This window comes from Flavobacterium keumense, from assembly GCF_029866485.1.
Taxonomy (GTDB): domain Bacteria; phylum Bacteroidota; class Bacteroidia; order Flavobacteriales; family Flavobacteriaceae; genus Flavobacterium; species Flavobacterium keumense.
Window position 1 is genome coordinate 2,452,106 of sequence record NZ_CP092332.1, and the last position, 18,126, is coordinate 2,470,231.

General features: G+C 35.2%; 18 protein-coding genes. 11 read left to right on the forward strand and 7 right to left on the reverse strand.

Annotated elements, in window-relative coordinates; all coding sequences use genetic code 11:
- Positions 1-31 precede the first annotated feature (31 nt).
- Together lepB and MG292_RS10930 are read left to right on the forward strand one after the other, a co-directional pair.
- Positions 32-1,579: a signal peptidase I gene (gene lepB, locus MG292_RS10925; RefSeq protein WP_264532695.1), complete on the forward strand. Its 1,548-nt coding sequence runs from the start codon at positions 32-34 to the stop codon at positions 1,577-1,579.
- Between the two features lie 82 nt (positions 1,580-1,661).
- Positions 1,662-2,288, forward strand: coding sequence for a WbqC family protein (locus MG292_RS10930; protein ID WP_264532694.1), 627 nt, complete (start codon positions 1,662-1,664; stop codon positions 2,286-2,288).
- Here MG292_RS10930 and MG292_RS10935 read toward each other — a convergent pair whose 3' ends face one another.
- From MG292_RS10935 to MG292_RS10960, 6 genes are all read right to left on the reverse strand, one after another.
- A complete protein-coding gene (locus MG292_RS10935; protein WP_264532693.1) occupies positions 2,289-3,335 on the reverse strand; it encodes an endonuclease/exonuclease/phosphatase family protein in 1,047 nt (348 codons plus the stop codon).
- 19 nt (positions 3,336-3,354) lie between these two features.
- Positions 3,355-4,200: a rhomboid family intramembrane serine protease gene (locus MG292_RS10940; RefSeq protein WP_264532692.1), complete on the reverse strand. Its 846-nt coding sequence runs from the start codon at positions 4,198-4,200 to the stop codon at positions 3,355-3,357.
- A 28-nt stretch (positions 4,201-4,228) separates the two neighbouring features.
- The gene (locus MG292_RS10945) at positions 4,229-4,975 is read right to left on the reverse strand and encodes a rhomboid family intramembrane serine protease (RefSeq protein WP_264532691.1); all 747 of its coding nucleotides are present in this window, start codon (positions 4,973-4,975) and stop codon (positions 4,229-4,231) included.
- Entirely contained in the window at positions 4,972-6,834 is a 1,863-nt protein-coding gene (gene mutL / locus MG292_RS10950; protein ID WP_264532690.1) for a DNA mismatch repair endonuclease MutL, read from the reverse strand. Before mutL ends, MG292_RS10945 begins: the two co-directional genes overlap by 4 nt.
- A gap of 159 nt (positions 6,835-6,993) precedes the next feature.
- Positions 6,994-7,566 carry a 6,7-dimethyl-8-ribityllumazine synthase gene (gene ribH / locus MG292_RS10955; RefSeq protein WP_264532689.1) on the reverse strand — a complete coding sequence of 191 codons (573 nt, stop codon included), beginning with the start codon at positions 7,564-7,566 and terminating at the stop codon, positions 6,994-6,996.
- A 118-nt stretch (positions 7,567-7,684) separates the two neighbouring features.
- On the reverse strand, positions 7,685-8,458 hold the full coding sequence (locus MG292_RS10960; protein WP_264532688.1) for a tetratricopeptide repeat protein: 774 nt from the start codon (positions 8,456-8,458) through the stop codon (positions 7,685-7,687).
- Positions 8,459-8,598: 140 nt separating this feature from the next.
- Between MG292_RS10960 and recF the strand changes: the two genes are divergently transcribed.
- From recF to gap, 8 genes are all read left to right on the forward strand, one after another.
- Complete coding sequence (gene recF, locus MG292_RS10965) at positions 8,599-9,678, forward strand: DNA replication/repair protein RecF (RefSeq protein ID WP_264532687.1); 1,080 nt, start codon at positions 8,599-8,601, stop codon at positions 9,676-9,678.
- An 82-nt stretch (positions 9,679-9,760) separates the two neighbouring features.
- Entirely contained in the window at positions 9,761-10,456 is a 696-nt protein-coding gene (locus MG292_RS10970; protein ID WP_264532686.1) for a thioredoxin domain-containing protein, read from the forward strand.
- Positions 10,457-10,466: 10 nt separating this feature from the next.
- Complete coding sequence (locus tag MG292_RS10975; RefSeq protein WP_264532685.1) at positions 10,467-11,144, forward strand: DUF2461 domain-containing protein; 678 nt, start codon at positions 10,467-10,469, stop codon at positions 11,142-11,144.
- A 9-nt stretch (positions 11,145-11,153) separates the two neighbouring features.
- Positions 11,154-12,194: a UDP-N-acetylmuramate dehydrogenase gene (gene murB / locus MG292_RS10980; protein WP_264532684.1), complete on the forward strand. Its 1,041-nt coding sequence runs from the start codon at positions 11,154-11,156 to the stop codon at positions 12,192-12,194.
- Between the two features lie 116 nt (positions 12,195-12,310).
- Positions 12,311-13,414, forward strand: a complete 1,104-nt coding sequence (locus MG292_RS10985; RefSeq protein WP_264532683.1) for a glycosyltransferase — start codon at positions 12,311-12,313, stop codon at positions 13,412-13,414.
- A complete protein-coding gene (locus tag MG292_RS10990) occupies positions 13,405-13,956 on the forward strand; it encodes an RNA polymerase sigma factor (protein WP_264532682.1) in 552 nt (183 codons plus the stop codon). The genes MG292_RS10985 and MG292_RS10990 overlap by 10 nt, the downstream gene beginning before the upstream one ends.
- 91 nt (positions 13,957-14,047) lie before the next feature.
- Positions 14,048-14,917: a lipoyl synthase gene (gene lipA / locus MG292_RS10995; RefSeq protein WP_264532681.1), complete on the forward strand. Its 870-nt coding sequence runs from the start codon at positions 14,048-14,050 to the stop codon at positions 14,915-14,917.
- Positions 14,918-14,932: 15 nt separating this feature from the next.
- Positions 14,933-15,937 (forward strand): type I glyceraldehyde-3-phosphate dehydrogenase, encoded by a 1,005-nt coding sequence (gene gap, locus MG292_RS11000; protein WP_264532680.1) that lies wholly within the window; start codon positions 14,933-14,935, stop codon positions 15,935-15,937.
- A gap of 1 nt (position 15,938) precedes the next feature.
- On the opposite strand, the gene lpxK is transcribed toward gap, so the two are convergent.
- Positions 15,939-16,949, reverse strand: a complete 1,011-nt coding sequence (gene lpxK / locus MG292_RS11005) for a tetraacyldisaccharide 4'-kinase (protein ID WP_264532679.1) — start codon at positions 16,947-16,949, stop codon at positions 15,939-15,941.
- A gap of 80 nt (positions 16,950-17,029) precedes the next feature.
- On the opposite strand from lpxK, the gene MG292_RS11010 reads away from it, so the two are divergent.
- A complete protein-coding gene (locus tag MG292_RS11010) occupies positions 17,030-18,124 on the forward strand; it encodes a Nif3-like dinuclear metal center hexameric protein (RefSeq protein ID WP_264532678.1) in 1,095 nt (364 codons plus the stop codon).
- Positions 18,125-18,126: the final 2 nt, after the last annotated feature.

Sequence of the window (18,126 nt, forward strand, 5' to 3'; positions counted from 1 at the left end):
TCCTAAACTTTAGAACTTAAATGACACGATTATGACACTATCACAATGGTTTATTTTTTTCTTACTAATACAAATAGTTCACTTCATAGGAACTTGGAAATTGTACGTAAGTGCCGGTAGAAAAGCTTGGGAAGCAGCTATTCCCGTATATAATGCAATTGTTTTATTCAAAATAATTGGTCGCCCAACATGGTGGACAATATTACTTTTTTTACCTATTATCAACTTGATTTTATTTCCTGTAGTATGGGTAGAAACCTTAGGTAGTTTTGGCAAAAATTCCACCTTAGACAAAGTCTTAGGAATCGCTACTTTCGGTTTGTATATCGCGTATGTCAGTTATACCCAAAAATTAAACTATACTGCCAATAGAAGTGCTGAACCTGTAAACAAAACTGCAGACACTGTCGGCTCATTGCTTTTCGCCATTGTAGTAGCTACTTTTGTTCACACCTACTTTATTCAGCCGTTTACCATTCCAACTTCTTCATTAGAGAAATCGTTACTGGTAGGCGATTTTTTATTTGTAAGCAAAGTCAATTACGGAGCGAGAACTCCAATGACTACCGTGGCATTACCAATGGTACACGACACTATTCCTTTGACCAAAAAGAAATCGTACCTTAACTGGCCTCAGCTACCTTATTTCAGACTTCCTGGATTTCAAACTGTGGAGCGAAATGATATCGTGGTATTCAATTGGCCTGTCGATACAGTTTACAAATTCAGAGACCAATCAGGATTGAGAGTAGACAAACCGATTGACAAAAAATCGAACTATGTAAAACGTTGTGTGGGAGTTCCTGGAGACCAATTAGAAATCAAAGACGGAATTGTATTCGTAAATGGAAAAGAATTGATTTTGCCAGAAAGAGCAAAACCTCAATTCTCTTACAAAGTAGCCTTAGATGGTAAAACGCCTATTGATTTTGAATATCTTTTGAAAGATATGGATGTTACTGACGGAGCTGGTTTTATGAACGCCGAAAAAAGAGACACACTATTCATAGCTGCTTTAACTGCTGCTAATGCAGAAAGATTGAAGCATGTTCCTGGAATTACTGGGGTGCAAAAAATCATTTCAAAAGAGGTAGAACCCGGTATATTTCCACACGTCAACAAATGGAATCGCGATAATTTTGGACCTATTTATATTCCGCAACAAGGAAAAACAGTGGCTTTAAATGTAGAAACATTACCCTTCTATAAAGCCATCATTACCGACTACGAAAAAAATGACTTAAAAGTTACCGGTAAAGAAATTCGAATTAACGGAAAAATTGCTACCTCATACACCTTCCAACAAAATTACTATTGGATGATGGGAGACAATCGTCATAACTCTGAAGACAGCCGCTACTGGGGATATGTACCTGAAAACCACATTGTAGGGAAACCAATCTTCATTTGGATGAGCTGGGACTCCAATGCCAAAGGATTGAAAAAAGTTCGTTGGGATAGATTATTCACTACCGTTAGTGGAGAAGGGCAGCCACAATCGTATTTTAAATTGTTCCTATTGGCTTTAGTTGCCTATTTCATCGGAGAATATTTTTGGAAGAAAAAGAAATCAGTATAACCGATTGATCAATGTGAAAATGTAACAATTTATCCATTCTTACATTTTCACATTGTTACATTAAAAAATTGCTACATTTTTCATGAACATTCTTATTCATCCTACCTACTTCCCTTCTATCAGTCATTTTGCAGCTATCGTACAAGCCGAGAAAGTGACCTTTGAAATGGAAGATAATTTCCAAAAACAAACTAATCGTAACCGAACCTATATATACAGTCCTAATGGAATTCAGCTATTGAATATCCCTGTAAAACACTCTAAAACAGCTCATCAAAAAACAAAAGACATTCAAATTGAAAATGATTTTGATTGGCAAAAACAGCATTTCAAATCCTTAGAAGCAGCGTATAGAAGTTCTCCTTTCTTTGAATATTTTGAAGATGATTTACTGCCTATTTTTGAAAAAAAACACTCGTTTATAATGGACTTGAATCTAGAAGTATTTGATTTGATTACCCGATGCCTTCGCATGAAAATTGCATACTCGACTACAACAGAATATTTTCATGAAATTAATTCAGGCGAAGTAATTGATTTTCGTTTTTTGGCCAACGGAAAAAAAGACCATTCGCAATTTGAAAGTTACACTCAAGTATTTGATGATAAATTTGGTTTCATCAACAATCTTAGCGTATTGGATTTAGTATTTAACGAAGGAAAGTTTGCTTTGGATTATTTGAAATCACAACAACTGCTACTAAAATAATTATTCAAAAGCAAGTTTTGCCATAATAGGATAATGGTCTGAATTTTCAAAACTCGAAAAACTTTCAAACTTTTTGACTTTCATCTTTTCATCCGCAAAAATATAATCGATACGCGCTGGATAATAGCGAAACTTATAGGTAGCCCCAAAGCCTTTTCCGGCTTCTTCAAAACTATCTCTTAATTTTCCTTTAATGTTTCGGTACACATACGAAAACGCACTATTATTCATATCCCCACAAATGATTAAAGGATATTGACAATCCTTCTTGTGTTCTTTAAACAATTCAGCTTGTTGCTGTTGTTGTTTGAAGGCCTTACTGATTCTATTAAAAAGCTTTTGCGATTTACTCTGATTTATTGCATTAATATCATCATTAATCTCAGTAACATCTGGGGAGATTTTAATGGATTGCAAATGCATATTGTACACCCGAATGGTTTCTTTTCCTTTCTTAATATCGGCAAAGATTACATTATTATTCGAATTCGGAAAAACAATATTCCCTTCATTGATAATAGGAAATTTAGAAAAAATAGCCTGCCCCGTTTTAATTTGGTCACCTGCCATCAAAATATATTTGTATGGATACACCTTCAAATCAATACCTGCCGAAGTAGAATACTCTTGAATACACAAAATATCTGGATTTTTATCATTGATAAAACTCACAATTTGAGAGGGAACATCGTCTCTATCAATCCATTTGAATACATTCAACAAACGAACATTATAACTCATCACAGTAAAATCCTTTTCGCTTTCTGGAAATTCTTTAGCAGAAAATTTATAAAATTTATTTATGAAAGTAATGCCCATTAACAGTACCAAGCCCGATAATATCATTCGTTTTTTAAATTGGACGCCCCAATAAAAAAAGAACAAGGCATTAAATACAAAAAACAAAGGCATAAACAAGGTCAAAACCGATAACAACGGAAAAGCTTTAGGGGCTAAAAAGGGCAACAAATACGCACTGAAAGTCACTACAGTCAGTACTATATTCAAAAGAAACATCCCTTTATTGAACCACGAAAGATTTTTCATCTTCTTGTTGTATCTGAAATTATTTACCTGCTTTGAACAGAAATTCTTTTTCTTCTTGAGTCAAACAATCGTAACCCGATTGGCTAATCTTATCCAAAATCTCGTCTATTTGCTGCTGCGTTTTATCCTTCACAACAATTCTTGAACTCGGTTTGGGTGCCGATTTGGGGTAATTTTTATGTACTTTTTTAAAAGGGGCGCGTCTTGATTTTTGAAATGGGTTATTTAATATTCGACTTAAATCAATTCCATTTTGGAGCAATTTAATAAAAATAAATCCAAAAAAAGCACCTGCAAGATGCGCAATATGTCCACCGGTGTTTTCAATTCGGAATTGCATAAAGTCCAAGACCAAGATTACCATAGTGATATGCCACAATTTAACGTTGCCAAAAAATAATAATCGAATAGTCATTAAAGGGCGATAGGTCGTGGTAGCAACTAAAATAGCCATTATAGCTCCAGAAGCACCCACCATAGCCGAACTCAAATGCAAGAAATAATAACCCGTTACAAAGGCAATCCCCGAAAACAAAGCACTTAACAAATACAAGCCTATAAATTGCTTGGAATTAAAAAAAGTCAAGAAAAGCATACTAGAGAAATGCAACACCATCATGTTAAAAAACAAATGCCCAAATCCATGATGAAAAAAAGCATAGCTAATTAAAGTCCATGGTTTTGTAATCAATACGCTTGGGTCTGAAGTCAATACTATCCAATCGGGAAAATTAAAAACGCCCAACTGAAATTGATAGAAAAACGGCAACGAAACGAGAAAACACAATACATTCCAAAAGATAAGCCTAAAGGCTACTCCTCCTAGTTGATACTGCATTTTTAAATCGTCTAGTATACTACTCATGTATTCGTCTATTTATAATCGTGTCGAACTAATTCCAACGATTAGAATTGAACTGATTCTTTTTCCAATACCACATAATAATAAACCCAAATAAAGCGCCTCCTACATGAGCAAAATGAGCGATTCCACCGCCACCAAAAATAGACTTACCTGAGATAGCAAGATATAAATCTATCAATACCAAACCAGGTACAAAATATTTAGCTTTGATAGGAATAGGAACAAACATCAAGGCTAATTCTGCCTCAGGAAACATAAATGCAAATGCAACAATAATTCCGTAAATTGCTCCCGAAGCTCCCACAGCCGTTCCTACATAAGCACTAGTAAAACTCTGAAATTGAGATACCGTCAATAATTCTTGCCATCTCGTGTCAATTTTACCTTCATTTAACAATTGTAAAATCTCTGTTTTCGAGAATCCATTAGACAACAACGTATTCAATCCTTCTTGAAAATGATAATAATTCATCCCTGTATGTACCAAAGCTGCTCCCAAACCACAAGAAATGTAGAAAAACAAAAACTTCTTGCTTCCCCAAAATAGTTCCAATGCCGACCCAAACGAATACAACGCAAACATATTAAAGAAAATATGCATGAATCCGCCGTGCATAAACATATACGTTATAGGTTGCCAAGCTTTAAAATCTGGGTTCTCAGGAAAAAATAAAGCTAAATATCGATACGCAGGACTTGATACCAATAATGTCCCGATAAAAAACAAAATATTAATAATAATTAACTGCTTAACAGTTTCAGTCACATTTCTCATAGGGCAAATTTTTTATCTATATCTTCCACACGCATCGTAATGAAAGTAGGTTTTTGAAAAGGGGAAACATTAGGTTCCTTACAAGCAAACAATCCGTTAACCAAATTTTCTTGTTCTTTTTCGGTCAAATAACTTCCTGTTTTAACTGCTAAACTTTTCGCCATGGATTTGGCAATCGTGTCGTTTTGGCTGAAACTACTTTCGGGAATACCATCCTGCAAATCACTCAACAATTGTTCCAAAACTAACGAAACTTCGCTTTCAGTAATATTAACGGGAATACCTGAAATAACCACATGATCTTTTTGAGTTTCCTCAAAAACAAATCCGGTATTCATCAAAGACAATTGCAATTCGGCAATTAACTCCATCTCATTTTTAGAGAAATACAAATTCAACGGAAACAACAATTGCTGACTCGATGCTTGATGCACGGTCATATTAACCAAGAATTGTTCATATAAAACTCGTTGATGTGCACGTTGTTGATCTACAATCACCATTCCTGATTTGATTGGCGAAACAATGTATTTTTTATGAATCTGATACGTTCTATGTATGGTTGGCTCTGCATCTTCTAAATCAAACAAAGAAGACGTAACTTCTTCATTTTCAAAACTAAAATTACTGGAAGCCGAAAACGTTTCGGTTTCTTGTTTCAATCCCACATACAGCCCTTCCCAACTCGAAGCAATTTCTGTTTTTTTATAATTGGAGCCAGAACCTGAATACGATTTTGTAGGTTGCGTCTCTGCAAACGGATTAAAATTAGCATCGACCTGAACAGTTGGAATGACCCCTTCCAAATCTTTATAATGGTACGGAGTGTCTAAAGTAGCATCGCGATCAAAGTCTAAAATGGGAGCGACATTAAATTGCCCCAAACTGTGTTTGATTGCCGCTCTTAAAATAGCATATAAAGCTTGTTCATCGTCAAACTTGATCTCCGTCTTAGTTGGATGAATATTAATATCAATAGTATGCGGAGGAACTGATAGAAACAAGAAATAACTCGGTTGCGCACCATCTTTTAAAATTCCGTCATAAGCCGCCATAACCGCATGATGCAAATAACCGCTTTTGATGTATCGATCATTCACAAAAAAGAATTGTTCTCCCCTATTTTTTTTAGCAAATTCAGGTTTGCTCACAAATCCTTGGATTTCGACTAGTTCTGTTTCTTCTTGAACTGGCACTAATTTTTCATTGGTTTTACCCGAAAAAATAGCGACGATTCGCTGTCTGAAATTCGACTGAGGCAAATTGAACATTTCGCTTCCGTTGTGGTAAAACGTAAAATGAATATTGGGGTGGGCCAAAGCAACCCGTTGAAACTCATCAATAACATGACGGTATTCCACAATATCCGATTTCAAGAAATTACGTCGAGCCGGAATATTATAAAACAGATTTTTAACCGCAAACGAAGTTCCTTTAGGCAAAACGGCTACTTCTTGAGAGACAAATTTACTTCCCTCAATAATGAGATGTGTTCCCAATTCTTCCTGATCTTGCTTGGTTTTCATCTCCACATGAGCAATCGCTGCAATCGAAGCCAAAGCTTCGCCACGAAATCCTTTGGTATGTAAAGAAAATAAATCTTCTGCCTGACGAATTTTAGAGGTCGCATGACGTTCAAAACACAAACGCGCATCAGTCACGCTCATACCCACACCATTATCAATCACCTGAATCAAGGATTTTCCGGCATCTTTGATAATTAACTTGATGTCGGTGGCTTTAGCATCTACTGCATTTTCCAATAACTCTTTCACTACCGAAGCCGGTCGTTGTACCACTTCACCAGCGGCAATTTGATTGGCAACATGATCAGGAAGCAATTGAATAATACTCGACATCAAAAAAAATTTAATTGTTGGGGTTAGTTTGTGATTGAACCACAAAGCACAAATTTAGGGAATTTATACTTGGTTTTAAAACATCCGTAATTACAAAAAAACAGAAAAACCTATACTACTTACTATATAGTATAGGTTTGTTAAGGTATATTATTGTAACTATTCTTCTATTTGCAATGGATTGTTCTCAATTTGCAAGGCGCCACTTCCTAATAAGTGTTGATTATCAATTTGATGAGACAATGAAGCCTGTTGACGAATAAATGCCATTTTAATAGCTGCAATAGCTGCTTCGGTTCCTTTATTTCCGTGAATACCACCACTTCTATCAATAGACTGTTGCATCGTATTGTCTGTCAACACACAAAAAATAACGGGAATATCAGTTTGTACATTCAAATCTTTAATCCCTTGTGTTACACCTTCGCAAACAAAATCAAAATGCTTGGTTTGTCCTTGAATGACACAACCAATTACAATAACCGCATCTACATTTTGTGTTTGCAGCATTTTCTTGGCACCATAGATTAATTCAAAACTTCCAGGTACGTTCCAACGAATTATATTTTGAGCTGGAACTTGATTTTCTATCAACGCTGCAAAAGCACCATTATACAATCCTTCGGTAATGGTTTCATTCCATTCTGCCACTACAATCCCAAAACGAAAGTTGCGTGCATCAGGCACACTATTTTTATCGTATTCTGATAAATTTTTATTTTCGGTAGCCATCGTATTTGATTTTTAAAGGTTTATGTTAAAGATAAAAATAAAGGTTAGAAATTACAACTAATTAGACAAAATCTAATTGCATTATAATTGCTAACCCTAAAGTTTATTTGGTAATGAACTATTGTGCCAATCCAATCAATACATCTACTGAAGCAGCTTCAGGAGTAGTATCATAATTATCTTTAATATCTGTAAAATATTTCAACGCTTCTTCTTTTTTCCCTAAAGCTAAAGCCGTTTTACCAGCTTTCAATAAGAAACGAGGCGTTGTAAAATCATTTTTACTTGACTCTACTGCTTTGATGTAATTTTCTAAAGCTTGTTGTGGTTGATTTTTTTGAGCGTAAGCATCTCCAATAGCCCCTTTTGCCAAAGCACCTAAGATCATATCTTTCGATTCAAACTTACTTAAGAAATCAATTGCTTCAGCATATTTACCTGTATTCAAGTAAGCAATCCCAGCATAATAATTAGCCAAGTTCCCTGCGTCAGTTCCTGCATATTCGTCAGCAATTTTAATGAATCCGAATTTACCTTCAGAACCATTCAATGACAATGTATATAAAGAGTCACTCGCTACTCCATCAGTTGCTTTTTGGAAATTTTGTTGTGCCACAAACATTTCATTAGCAGCTTCTTCTTCTTTTGGTGTAGCAATAAATTTTTCAAATGCTAAATACCCAACCGTTACCAAAGCAATTGCAGCAACAAAACCAATAATTACTTTTTGGTTTTTAGCAACAAAATCTTCTGTTTTTGATGCAGTTTCATCTAATTTTGAGAAAACACCTGCCGTTGTGCTGTCTTTTTCATCAATCTGAACGTCTTCAACAACTTCTTTTACTTCTTTCTCTTTTGGAGTCTTATATCCTCTTTTATTATAAGTGGCCATTTCAATTTAATTTAGTGAGTGGCAAAAATAAAATTTTTATTCAAATCTAAAAGGCATTTTATGGATATTTTTCAATAATTTGCGGGCAGTTTGAAAAAGCGCTCTAAACAAGCCCTATTCTTCATTCTAGCAAGACAAAAATGTATTTAAAAAAGATTTCATTATTCAATTACAAGAACTTTTCTGAAGCTAATTTCGAGTTTGACACCAAAATCAATTGTTTTGTTGGAAAAAACGGAATCGGAAAAACCAATGTACTCGATGCAATTTACCATCTATCGTACGGAAAAAGCTATTTCAATCCGCTTGCTGTACAAAACATCAAACACGGCGAAGAGTTTTTTGTCATTGATGCCGAACTGGAAAAAGAAAATCGTGCCGAACAAATTGTTTGTAGCCTGAAAAAAGGACAAAAGAAAATCTTAAAACGCAACGGAAAAGTTTACGACAAATTTTCAGACCATATTGGTTTTGTTCCCTTAGTGATTATTTCGCCAGCCGACAGGGATTTAATCATCGAAGGAAGCGAAACGCGTCGTAAGTTCATGGACAGTGTCATTTCACAATTGGACGCACTTTATTTGCAACAGCTCATTCAATACCAAAAAGTAATCAGTCAGCGCAATGCTTTGTTGAAATACTTCGCCTTGAATCACGTCTTTGAAAACGATACTTTATCCATATATAATGAACAACTCAACGAATTAGGACATGAAATTTTTGAAAAAAGAAAAGCATTTATAGAAAATTTCATTCCTATTTTCAACAAGCACCACCAAGCCATAACCGATTCTCAAGAAACGGTTCAATTAGTATATGAGAGTCATTTATATGAGAAGGACTTGATAATACTCTTGCAAGAGAATATCAATAAAGATCGTGCTTTGCAATATACTAGTGTTGGAATTCACAAAGACGATTTATCATTTGAAATCGATTCGCACCCCATCAAAAAATTTGGTTCACAAGGCCAACAAAAATCATTTTTAATTGCTTTAAAATTAGCCCAATTTGAATTTTTGAAAAAACAAAGTGGGGTAAAACCTATTTTGCTTTTTGATGATATTTTTGACAAATTGGACGAAAGTCGTGTAGCTAAAATTGTAGAAATGGTTAATAGTGACACTTTTGGACAACTCTTTATTTCTGATACCCACCCTGAACGAACAGAAAGCATTGTCAAATCAACCCATCAGACCTATAAAATCTTCCATTTATAACATTTATTTAAGATGTTTTTAGAAAAAGTTGATAAAAAAAACACGTACATTAGCCTAACTCAAAACTTAATAATTAATCATAATGAAACTAAAAAAAATAGCAATCGCCATCGTAGTATTCACACTAACTTCGTGCAACGGACAACCCTCAAAAAAAGTTGAAACGCTTGATGCCGTTTCTTTTTCAAAGAAAATTGAAGCTACACCAAATCCTCAAATTCTAGACGTTCGAACTCCTGAAGAATTTGCAGCAGAACATATTGAAAGAGCACAAAATGTAAATTGGCTGAGTAATGACTTTGTTACTAACGCATCAAAATTCGACAAATCCAAACCTGTATTTGTGTATTGTAAAATTGGAGGTAGAAGTCATCAAGCAGCTGAAAAATTAGCTCAATTGGGATTTACACAAATTATTGAATTAGAAGGAGGCTTTTTAAAATGGGATGCTGCTGGATTGTCTAAACCTTCTGCTAAAAGAGTAGGTATTTCCAAAGAACAATATGCTACTTTATTGAATTCTGATAAAAAAGTGTTGATTGATTTTTATGCCGAATGGTGTGCGCCTTGCAAAAAAATGACCCCTTATTTATTGAAAATGGAAAAGGAATTGGGAGACAAACTAGTGATTATTCGCCTTGATGCTGACAAAAACAAAAGCCTACTTTCAGAAATGAAAATAAGCGAATTGCCGACTTTGTTATTGTATGAAAACAAGCAACTAAAATGGCAACATTCAGGTTACATCAGCGAATCCGATTTGAAAAAACAATTATAAATACTTACCCATGCTATCTAAAGAAAGTGTACAATTTTTAGACGATCTAAATGCTAACAACAATAGAGAATGGTTTTTAGACAATAAAAAAAGATACGAGACATTCAAAAAAGACTATCAACAATTAGTGGGTAATTTTCTAGATGTGATGAAACCATTAGATCCTTCACTCGAACTATTGGAAGTTAAAAACTGTACCTTTAGAATCAATCGCGACATTCGTTTCTCAAAAGACAAAACGCCTTATAAATCACATGTTGGAATTTGGCTTTCTTCAGGTAGTAAAGGGAACAATCGTTCCGGCTACTATGTTCATATTGAAAGAAACAAAAGCTTTATTGCCGGTGGTTTTTATTGCCCTGAAGCTGAAGATTTAAAAAAAGTTCGTAAAGAAATTGCCTTTTTTTATGACGATTTAGAGGCTATCCTACAAGAAAAAAATTTCAAAAAAGAGTTTGGTGATTTTGATCGAAACGAATCAAGTGTGTTAAAAAATCCGCCTCGTGGATACGAAAAAGACCATCCCGCTATTGAGTTTTTAAAACTAAAAAGTTTTGAAGCCAGTCAAAAATTCGACATTTCAGAAGTCTTGAAAAAAGACTTTGTCACTACAATGTCCAAAAAATTAATCGCTTTAAAACCTTTGAACGATTTTATCAATCGCGCGGTAACTACCGACGAATTTTAATTCGTATTTTTGAACTTTCAAAAAGCATTTTATTCCATGACGCTACAATCTAATTTTTCTCTAAAAAACTACAATACTTTTGGTATTGAAGCTAAAGCAAAACAATTCATCGCAGTTCATTCACTAGAAGAATTAAAAACTGTTTTAATTGAAAATCCAACAGAGAAAAAGTTTATTCTGGGTGGAGGTAGCAACATGCTTTTAACTCAAGATATTGATGCATTAGTGATTCATATCGATTTGAAAGGCAAAAAAATCATTAAAGAAAATGACGATTTCGTTTGGGTCGAAAGCCAGGCGGGCGAAAACTGGCACGAATTTGTACTTTGGACTATTGACCAAAATTTTGGTGGATTAGAAAATATGTCGCTCATTCCTGGTAACGTAGGCACTACTCCCGTACAAAACATTGGTGCTTATGGTGCCGAAATCAAAGATCGCTTTGTTTCTTGTCAAGCAATGGCTATTGCTAATCAAGAAATGAGAACGTTTCAAAATGAGGAATGTCATTTTGGTTACCGAGAAAGCATTTTCAAAAATGAAGTCAAAGACCAATACATCATCACCTCTGTGATTTTTAAATTGACCAAACGCAATCATACAATCAATACTTCCTATGGTGATATTTTAGGCGAATTGAAGAAAAACAACATTCAAAATCCTAGTTTGAAAGACGTGAGTAATGCCGTAATTGCCATTCGTCAAAGTAAATTACCCGACCCTAAAGAATTAGGAAATAGTGGTAGCTTCTTTAAAAATCCTATTGTTCCAAAATCAGATTTCGAGAAAATTCATCAGCAATTTCCCGAAATGAAATACTATGAAGTTTCTGATACTGAGATTAAAGTACCTGCTGGCTGGTTGATTGAACAAGCAGGTTTTAAAGGAAAACGTTTTGGGGATGCAGGCGTACATAAAAACCAAGCCTTGGTCTTAGTCAATTATGGAAATGCTACTGGACAAGAAATTTTAGCCGTATCCAAAAACATTCAAGATACCGTTTTTAAAACTTTTGGAATTCGCATCGAAGCCGAAGTAAATGTAATTTAGTCAAATCACATCCATCCGATAAAAAAGAAAAATAGCTATTAAAAAATTGTAGTTATACTTTTCAATTTCGCAATGGTATTCCTACCTTTGCAAGCGATAAAAAAGACAATTTCCCCATGCATATACTTTTATACATTTTTATTGGCTTAGCTGCTATTCAATTCGTTTACTATTTAGGCGTTTTTGGAAAATTCGCTTTTGCAAAAGCACAAAAAATTACTCCAAAAAGAATTCCAATTTCAGTAATTGTGTGTGCTAAAAATGAAGAAGAAAATGTAGTCAATTACATTCCGCTTTTAGCAGAACAAAATTACCCCGATTTTGAAATTGTCTTGATTGACGATGCTTCAACAGATAATACACTAGAAATTTTCGAGCAATTTGAAAAGCAATACCCTAATGTCCGTTTGGTAAAAGTGGAGAACAACGAAGCTTTTTGGGGCAACAAAAAATACGCCCTGACTTTAGGAATAAAAGCCGCCAAAAAAGAATACCTGCTTTTCACTGATGCTGATTGCTATCCTACATCAAAAGATTGGATTACCGCTATGAGTTCGCAATTTACCATGCAAAAAACCATTGTATTGGGCTATGGTAAATATGAAAAAATAGCCAACTCCTTCTTAAATAAAATCATCCGTTTTGAAAATGTCTTGAATACCGTTCAGTATTTTGCTTGGGCCAAACTAGGACATCCTTATATGGGAGTGGGCCGTAATATGGCCTACAAAAAGGAAGAGTTTTTCAACGTAAACGGTTTTATAGACCACATGCAAATACGCACAGGCGACGATGAATTATTTATTAATCAAGCAGCAAATGGGAAAAACACTACTGTTGCCTACACGCCTGAAAGTTTCTCGTATTCAAAACCAAAAACAACTTTCTCTGCCTTTTTCAATCAGAAAAGAAGGCAAATTGCCACGGCTAATTACTTTAAATCAATAGACCAATTGCGATTAGGCGTTTTTTATGGTTCCCAATTACTTTTCGTCTTAGTTGCTACTGTTTTATTGGCATTCCAATTTGAATGGATTATCGTACTAAGTATTTTTGTGGCACGCTATGTTGTTGCTTGGACTGTTATAGGATTTGCGGCTGGAAAATTAAAAGAAAACGATATTAAATTGTGGTTCCCTGTCGTTGAAATTGTGCTTATCTTTACGCAAGTGAACGCGTATTTTACCAATTTATTCTCAAAACCAATCCATTGGAAATAAAAAAACAAATAGAAAAAGCAAAACAAGGCGATCAAACTGCCTTCACTTTTCTATTGGATTATTATTGGAATGAGGTATACTCGTTTATGTTAATTCGTACTGAAAATGAAACCGATGCCGAAGACATCACCATCGAAACTTTCTCTAAGGCTTTCGACAAAATCAGTACCTATAACAATGAATTTCAGTTCAATACGTGGTTGATTGCTATCGCCAAAAATGGCCATATCGATTTATTGCGCAAAAGAAAATCAAGTCTCTTTGTTGAAATTACCGAAGACGAAGACCAAAAAGCACACAATGTAGCCGACACGACGCCTTCTGTAGAAGACAAACTAATCACAGAACAAAACCTTTCGCAATTATTGAAATTCATCAAAGAATTGAAACCACATTACCAAGAAGTCATTCAGATGCGTTATTTTCAAGAAATGAGCTATCAAGAAATCGCTAACAAAATTGACGAACCGCTCAGCAATGTGAAAATTAAAATTTTGAGAGCCAAAAAATTATTGGCCGAAATCATTCAAAAAGGAAAATAATACCAACGCTATTTTTTAACTTTTGTTAATCCAAAATAAGGATATCCAACTCAACTACATTCCTTATATTTGTAACCGAAAAATTGATTGTATGGAAACTGTTTTAAAAAATAAATTACCTACGTCTAAGCCCAAATGGTTGCGTGTAAAATTACCTATTGGTCAAAAATACACGGAATTGAGAGGCTTAGTAGACAAATACAGCTTGAACACCATTTGCACCTCCGGAAGTTGTCCCAATATGGGCGAATGCTGGGGAGAAGGTACCGCGACCTTTATGATTTTGGGTAATGTTTGTACGCGTTCTTGTGGTTTTTGTGGGGTAAAAACAGGACGCCCAGAAACAGTCGATTGGGACGAGCCTGAAAAAGTAGCCCGTTCTATTAAAATCATGAACATCAAACATGCGGTTATCACTAGCGTAGATAGAGATGATTTAAAAGATGGTGGTTCTATCATTTGGATAGAAACTGTAAAAGCCATCCGAAGAATGAATCCGAACACGACCTTAGAAACCTTAATTCCAGATTTTCAAGGCATCGAAAGAAACTTAGACCGCATCGTAGAAGCCAATCCTGAAGTAGTTTCACATAATATTGAAACCGTACGCCGCTTAACGCGTGAAGTGCGCATACAAGCCAAATACGATCGTAGTATGGAAGTATTGCGTTACTTAAAAGAAAAAGGAATCAACAGAACCAAATCTGGTATTATGCTTGGTTTAGGCGAAGAAGAGGAAGAAGTGATGCAAACACTTCGTGACTTACGCGCTGCCAATGTAGATGTGGTGACCATCGGTCAATACCTGCAACCAAGCAAAAAACATTTACCAGTAAAAGAATACATCACGCCTGAACAATTCGAGAAATACGAAAAATACGGATTGGAATTAGGTTTCCGTCATGTAGAAAGTGGCGCTTTAGTGCGTTCGTCTTACAAGGCTCAAAAACACATTCTTTAAAGATATACTTACACTTTGAAAATTAGAATTGCTATCAATGGTTTTGGAAGAATTGGTCGAAATCTTTTTCGATTGCTCCTCAATCATCCTCAAATAGAAGTCGTGGCCATTAATGACATTGCCGATACAAAAACGATGGCACATTTGGTAAAATACGATAGCATTCATGGGGTTTTACCTTTTGAGGTTAGCTCAAATGATACCGGAATTATAGTCAACGGCAAACACATTCTTTTCTCCCACGAAAAAAGCATCGCTGATTTGGATTGGAAAAGTCTCCACATTGACTATGTTATTGAATCAACCGGAAAATACAAGACGTTTGAAGAGCTCAACGCTCATATTTTAGCTGGAGCCAAAAAAGTAATTCTATCCGCACCCTCTGAAGTAGACAGCATTAAAACCGTAGTTTTAGGAGTAAATGAAGCAATACTTGACGGAAGCGAAACTATTATTTCTAATGCCAGTTGCACCACTAACAATGCGGCACCAATGATTCAAATTATTGATCAATTGTGCGGCATTGAACAAGCGTACATCACAACCATTCACTCCTTTACCACCGACCAAAGTCTACACGACCAACCTCATAAAGACTTACGCCGTGCGCGTGGTGCCAGTCAATCGATAGTCCCAACCACAACTGGAGCAGCCAAAGCCTTGACTAAAATTTTCACGCATTTAGAAAATAAAATGGGAGGTTGTGGTATTCGTGTTCCTGTTCCTGATGGCTCTTTAACCGACATTACCTTTAATGTAAAACGAGCGATAACTATTGACGAAATCAATGCTGCTTTCCAATTGGCATCACAAACTAATCTAAAAGGAATAGTAGCCTATACCGAAGACCCAATTGTTTCTGTAGATGTTATTGGCAATACTCATTCGTGTGTTTTTGACGCACAACTTACCTCTGTGATTGACAAAATGGTAAAAGTAGTAGGCTGGTACGACAATGAAATTGGCTATTCTTCCCGATTGATTGATTTGATTTTGTATACCAACAATCAAAAAGTATAATTTATTTTTTCAAATAGTCCAATACTGCCGCATCAAATTCATTTGAATCAACCATCAACGAAGTGCGAATGGGCAAATAATACAATTGATCTTTCAACTCCGAATCTTTCAAACGAACATAATCTTTTTCAGTTGTCACAATTAACTTATCACCTGCTTGTTGTTTAATTTGTTGGATATCACTTTCCGTAAAATGATGATGATCGGGATAGGTCAAACAAATAGATTCCGAGTTTTTTAAGTAATCAAAAAACGAGTCTGGTTTTGCAATTCCTGCTACGAGAACACAAGCTGTTTGCTGAATAGTAGTCACTGGAACAGATGCACTACTAGATTGTACACAATCATCAAAAGCAATCGTACTAAAATAAACCGGAGCTGCGGCATATAACTTTATTCTTTGTTTAATTCGAGTTTGTTCTGTTTCAGAAAGTGTTGCAGGGCATTTGGTTACTACAATCACATCCGTTCTTTTAGCGCCACTTCTTGATTCCCTTAAATTACCCGTAGGCAATAGAAAATCATCTGCAAATACATCATCGTAAGCTGTAAGTAAAATATAAAACCCCGCTTTGACTTTGCGGTGTTGAAAAGCATCATCCAATAAAATAACTTGAGGCTTCTTCTCTTTTGTCAATAACTGCTCAATACCATTTTTCCTATCGGCATCTACTGCTACTTGAATTGATGGAAATTTTTGGTAAAATTGATACGGCTCATCGCCTAAGGTTTCAGCTGTAGCATTAGCATTAGCCAAAACAAATCCTTCTGATTTTCTTTTATACCCTCTACTCAGAGTAGCTATTGTGTAGCGTTCAGAAAGTAGCCGAATCAAATATTCTATCTGAGGAGTTTTGCCTGTTCCACCAATGCTTAAATTACCAACTACAATAACGGGAACCGGAAACGAAAAGGATTTTAAGAATCCTTTGTCAAACAAAAAATTACGAATACTCGTAATGAAACCATATAGAATAGCGAAAGGAAATAGTATTTTTCGGAGAAGATTCATAGTACGAAAGTAGAATATTTTATCTTTATACAAAAGTTGCATTCATTATTCGTTACTTTGTTCTTTCGAAAAAATTGAAAATGAAAATAAAAGATATATTTCCTATTCTCGAAGAAATGGCTCCTTTGGCCTATGCCGAAGACTTTGACAATGTAGGGCTTTTGGTAGGCAATGCTGAAAATGATACCACAGGAATTTTAGTTTGTCACGATGCTTTAGAAAGCGTTATCGACGAAGCCATTACTAAAAATTGCAATTTGGTGGTTTGCTTTCACCCAATTTTATTCTCAGGATTGAAGAAAATAACAGGCAAAAACTATGTAGAACGCGCCATTATCAAAGCCATTAAAAATGACATTGCCATCTATGCGGTTCATACCGCTTTGGACAATCATCCTGAGGGAGTTAATAAAATAGTTTGCGATGCCTTAGGATTGAAAAACACCAAAATCCTCATTCCAAAAGAAAATTACATTCGTAAATTAGTTACCTACACTATTCCCGAAAATGCAGATGAAGTGCGCAATGCTTTATTCAATGCGGGAGCCGGAAGCATTGGCAATTATGACAACTGTAGCTTTAACTCCAAAGGAATTGGAACCTATATGGGTAACGAACATAGCAATCCCGAAATTGGCGAACGCTTTGAATTTGTACAAGCAGACGAAATCAAAATCGAAGTTACTTTTGAAAAACATCTAGAAACTAAGATTTTAAAAGCTTTATTCCAAAGTCATTCGTATGAGGAAGTAGCTTACGAAATTTATGACCTAAAAAACCAACATCAAAATATTGGTTTGGGAATGATTGGCGAATTGGAAACTGCCATGAATGAAAACGATTTTCTAGCATTGGTAAAAGACAAAATGCAAGCAGGAGGCATCCGACACTCGCAATTACTTCAAAAACCAATCCAAAAAGTAGCAGTTTTGGGAGGGTCTGGAAGTTTTGCGATTAAAAACGCTATTCAGGCAGGTGCCGATGCTTTTTTGACTGCTGATTTGAAATACCATCAGTTCTATGAAGCAGAAAACCAATTACTTTTGGCCGATATTGGACATTTTGAAAGCGAACGATATACAAAAAATTATATTGTTGACTTTCTTAGAAAAAAAATCCTTAATTTTGCCATCATTTTTTCAGAAGAAAATACAAATCCAGTTAAGTACTTATAAAA

Bases quoted from the DNA above. Each gene is read 5' to 3' on its own strand.
- lepB (WP_264532695.1), top strand. From the start codon at position 32: ATGACACTATCACAATGGTTTATTTTTTTCTTACTAATACAAATAGTT.
- MG292_RS10930 (WP_264532694.1), top strand. From the start codon at position 1,662: ATGAACATTCTTATTCATCCTACCTACTTCCCTTCTATCAGTCATTTT.
- MG292_RS10935 (WP_264532693.1), bottom strand. From the start codon at position 3,335: ATGAAAAATCTTTCGTGGTTCAATAAAGGGATGTTTCTTTTGAATATA.
- MG292_RS10940 (WP_264532692.1), bottom strand. From the start codon at position 4,200: ATGAGTAGTATACTAGACGATTTAAAAATGCAGTATCAACTAGGAGGA.
- MG292_RS10945 (WP_264532691.1), bottom strand. From the start codon at position 4,975: ATGAGAAATGTGACTGAAACTGTTAAGCAGTTAATTATTATTAATATT.
- mutL (WP_264532690.1), bottom strand. From the start codon at position 6,834: ATGTCGAGTATTATTCAATTGCTTCCTGATCATGTTGCCAATCAAATT.
- ribH (WP_264532689.1), bottom strand. From the start codon at position 7,566: ATGGCTACCGAAAATAAAAATTTATCAGAATACGATAAAAATAGTGTG.
- MG292_RS10960 (WP_264532688.1), bottom strand. From the start codon at position 8,458: ATGGCCACTTATAATAAAAGAGGATATAAGACTCCAAAAGAGAAAGAA.
- recF (WP_264532687.1), top strand. From the start codon at position 8,599: ATGTATTTAAAAAAGATTTCATTATTCAATTACAAGAACTTTTCTGAA.
- MG292_RS10970 (WP_264532686.1), top strand. From the start codon at position 9,761: ATGAAACTAAAAAAAATAGCAATCGCCATCGTAGTATTCACACTAACT.
- MG292_RS10975 (WP_264532685.1), top strand. From the start codon at position 10,467: ATGCTATCTAAAGAAAGTGTACAATTTTTAGACGATCTAAATGCTAAC.
- MG292_RS10985 (WP_264532683.1), top strand. From the start codon at position 12,311: ATGCATATACTTTTATACATTTTTATTGGCTTAGCTGCTATTCAATTC.
- lipA (WP_264532681.1), top strand. From the start codon at position 14,048: ATGGAAACTGTTTTAAAAAATAAATTACCTACGTCTAAGCCCAAATGG.
- lpxK (WP_264532679.1), bottom strand. From the start codon at position 16,949: ATGAATCTTCTCCGAAAAATACTATTTCCTTTCGCTATTCTATATGGT.
- MG292_RS11010 (WP_264532678.1), top strand. From the start codon at position 17,030: ATGAAAATAAAAGATATATTTCCTATTCTCGAAGAAATGGCTCCTTTG.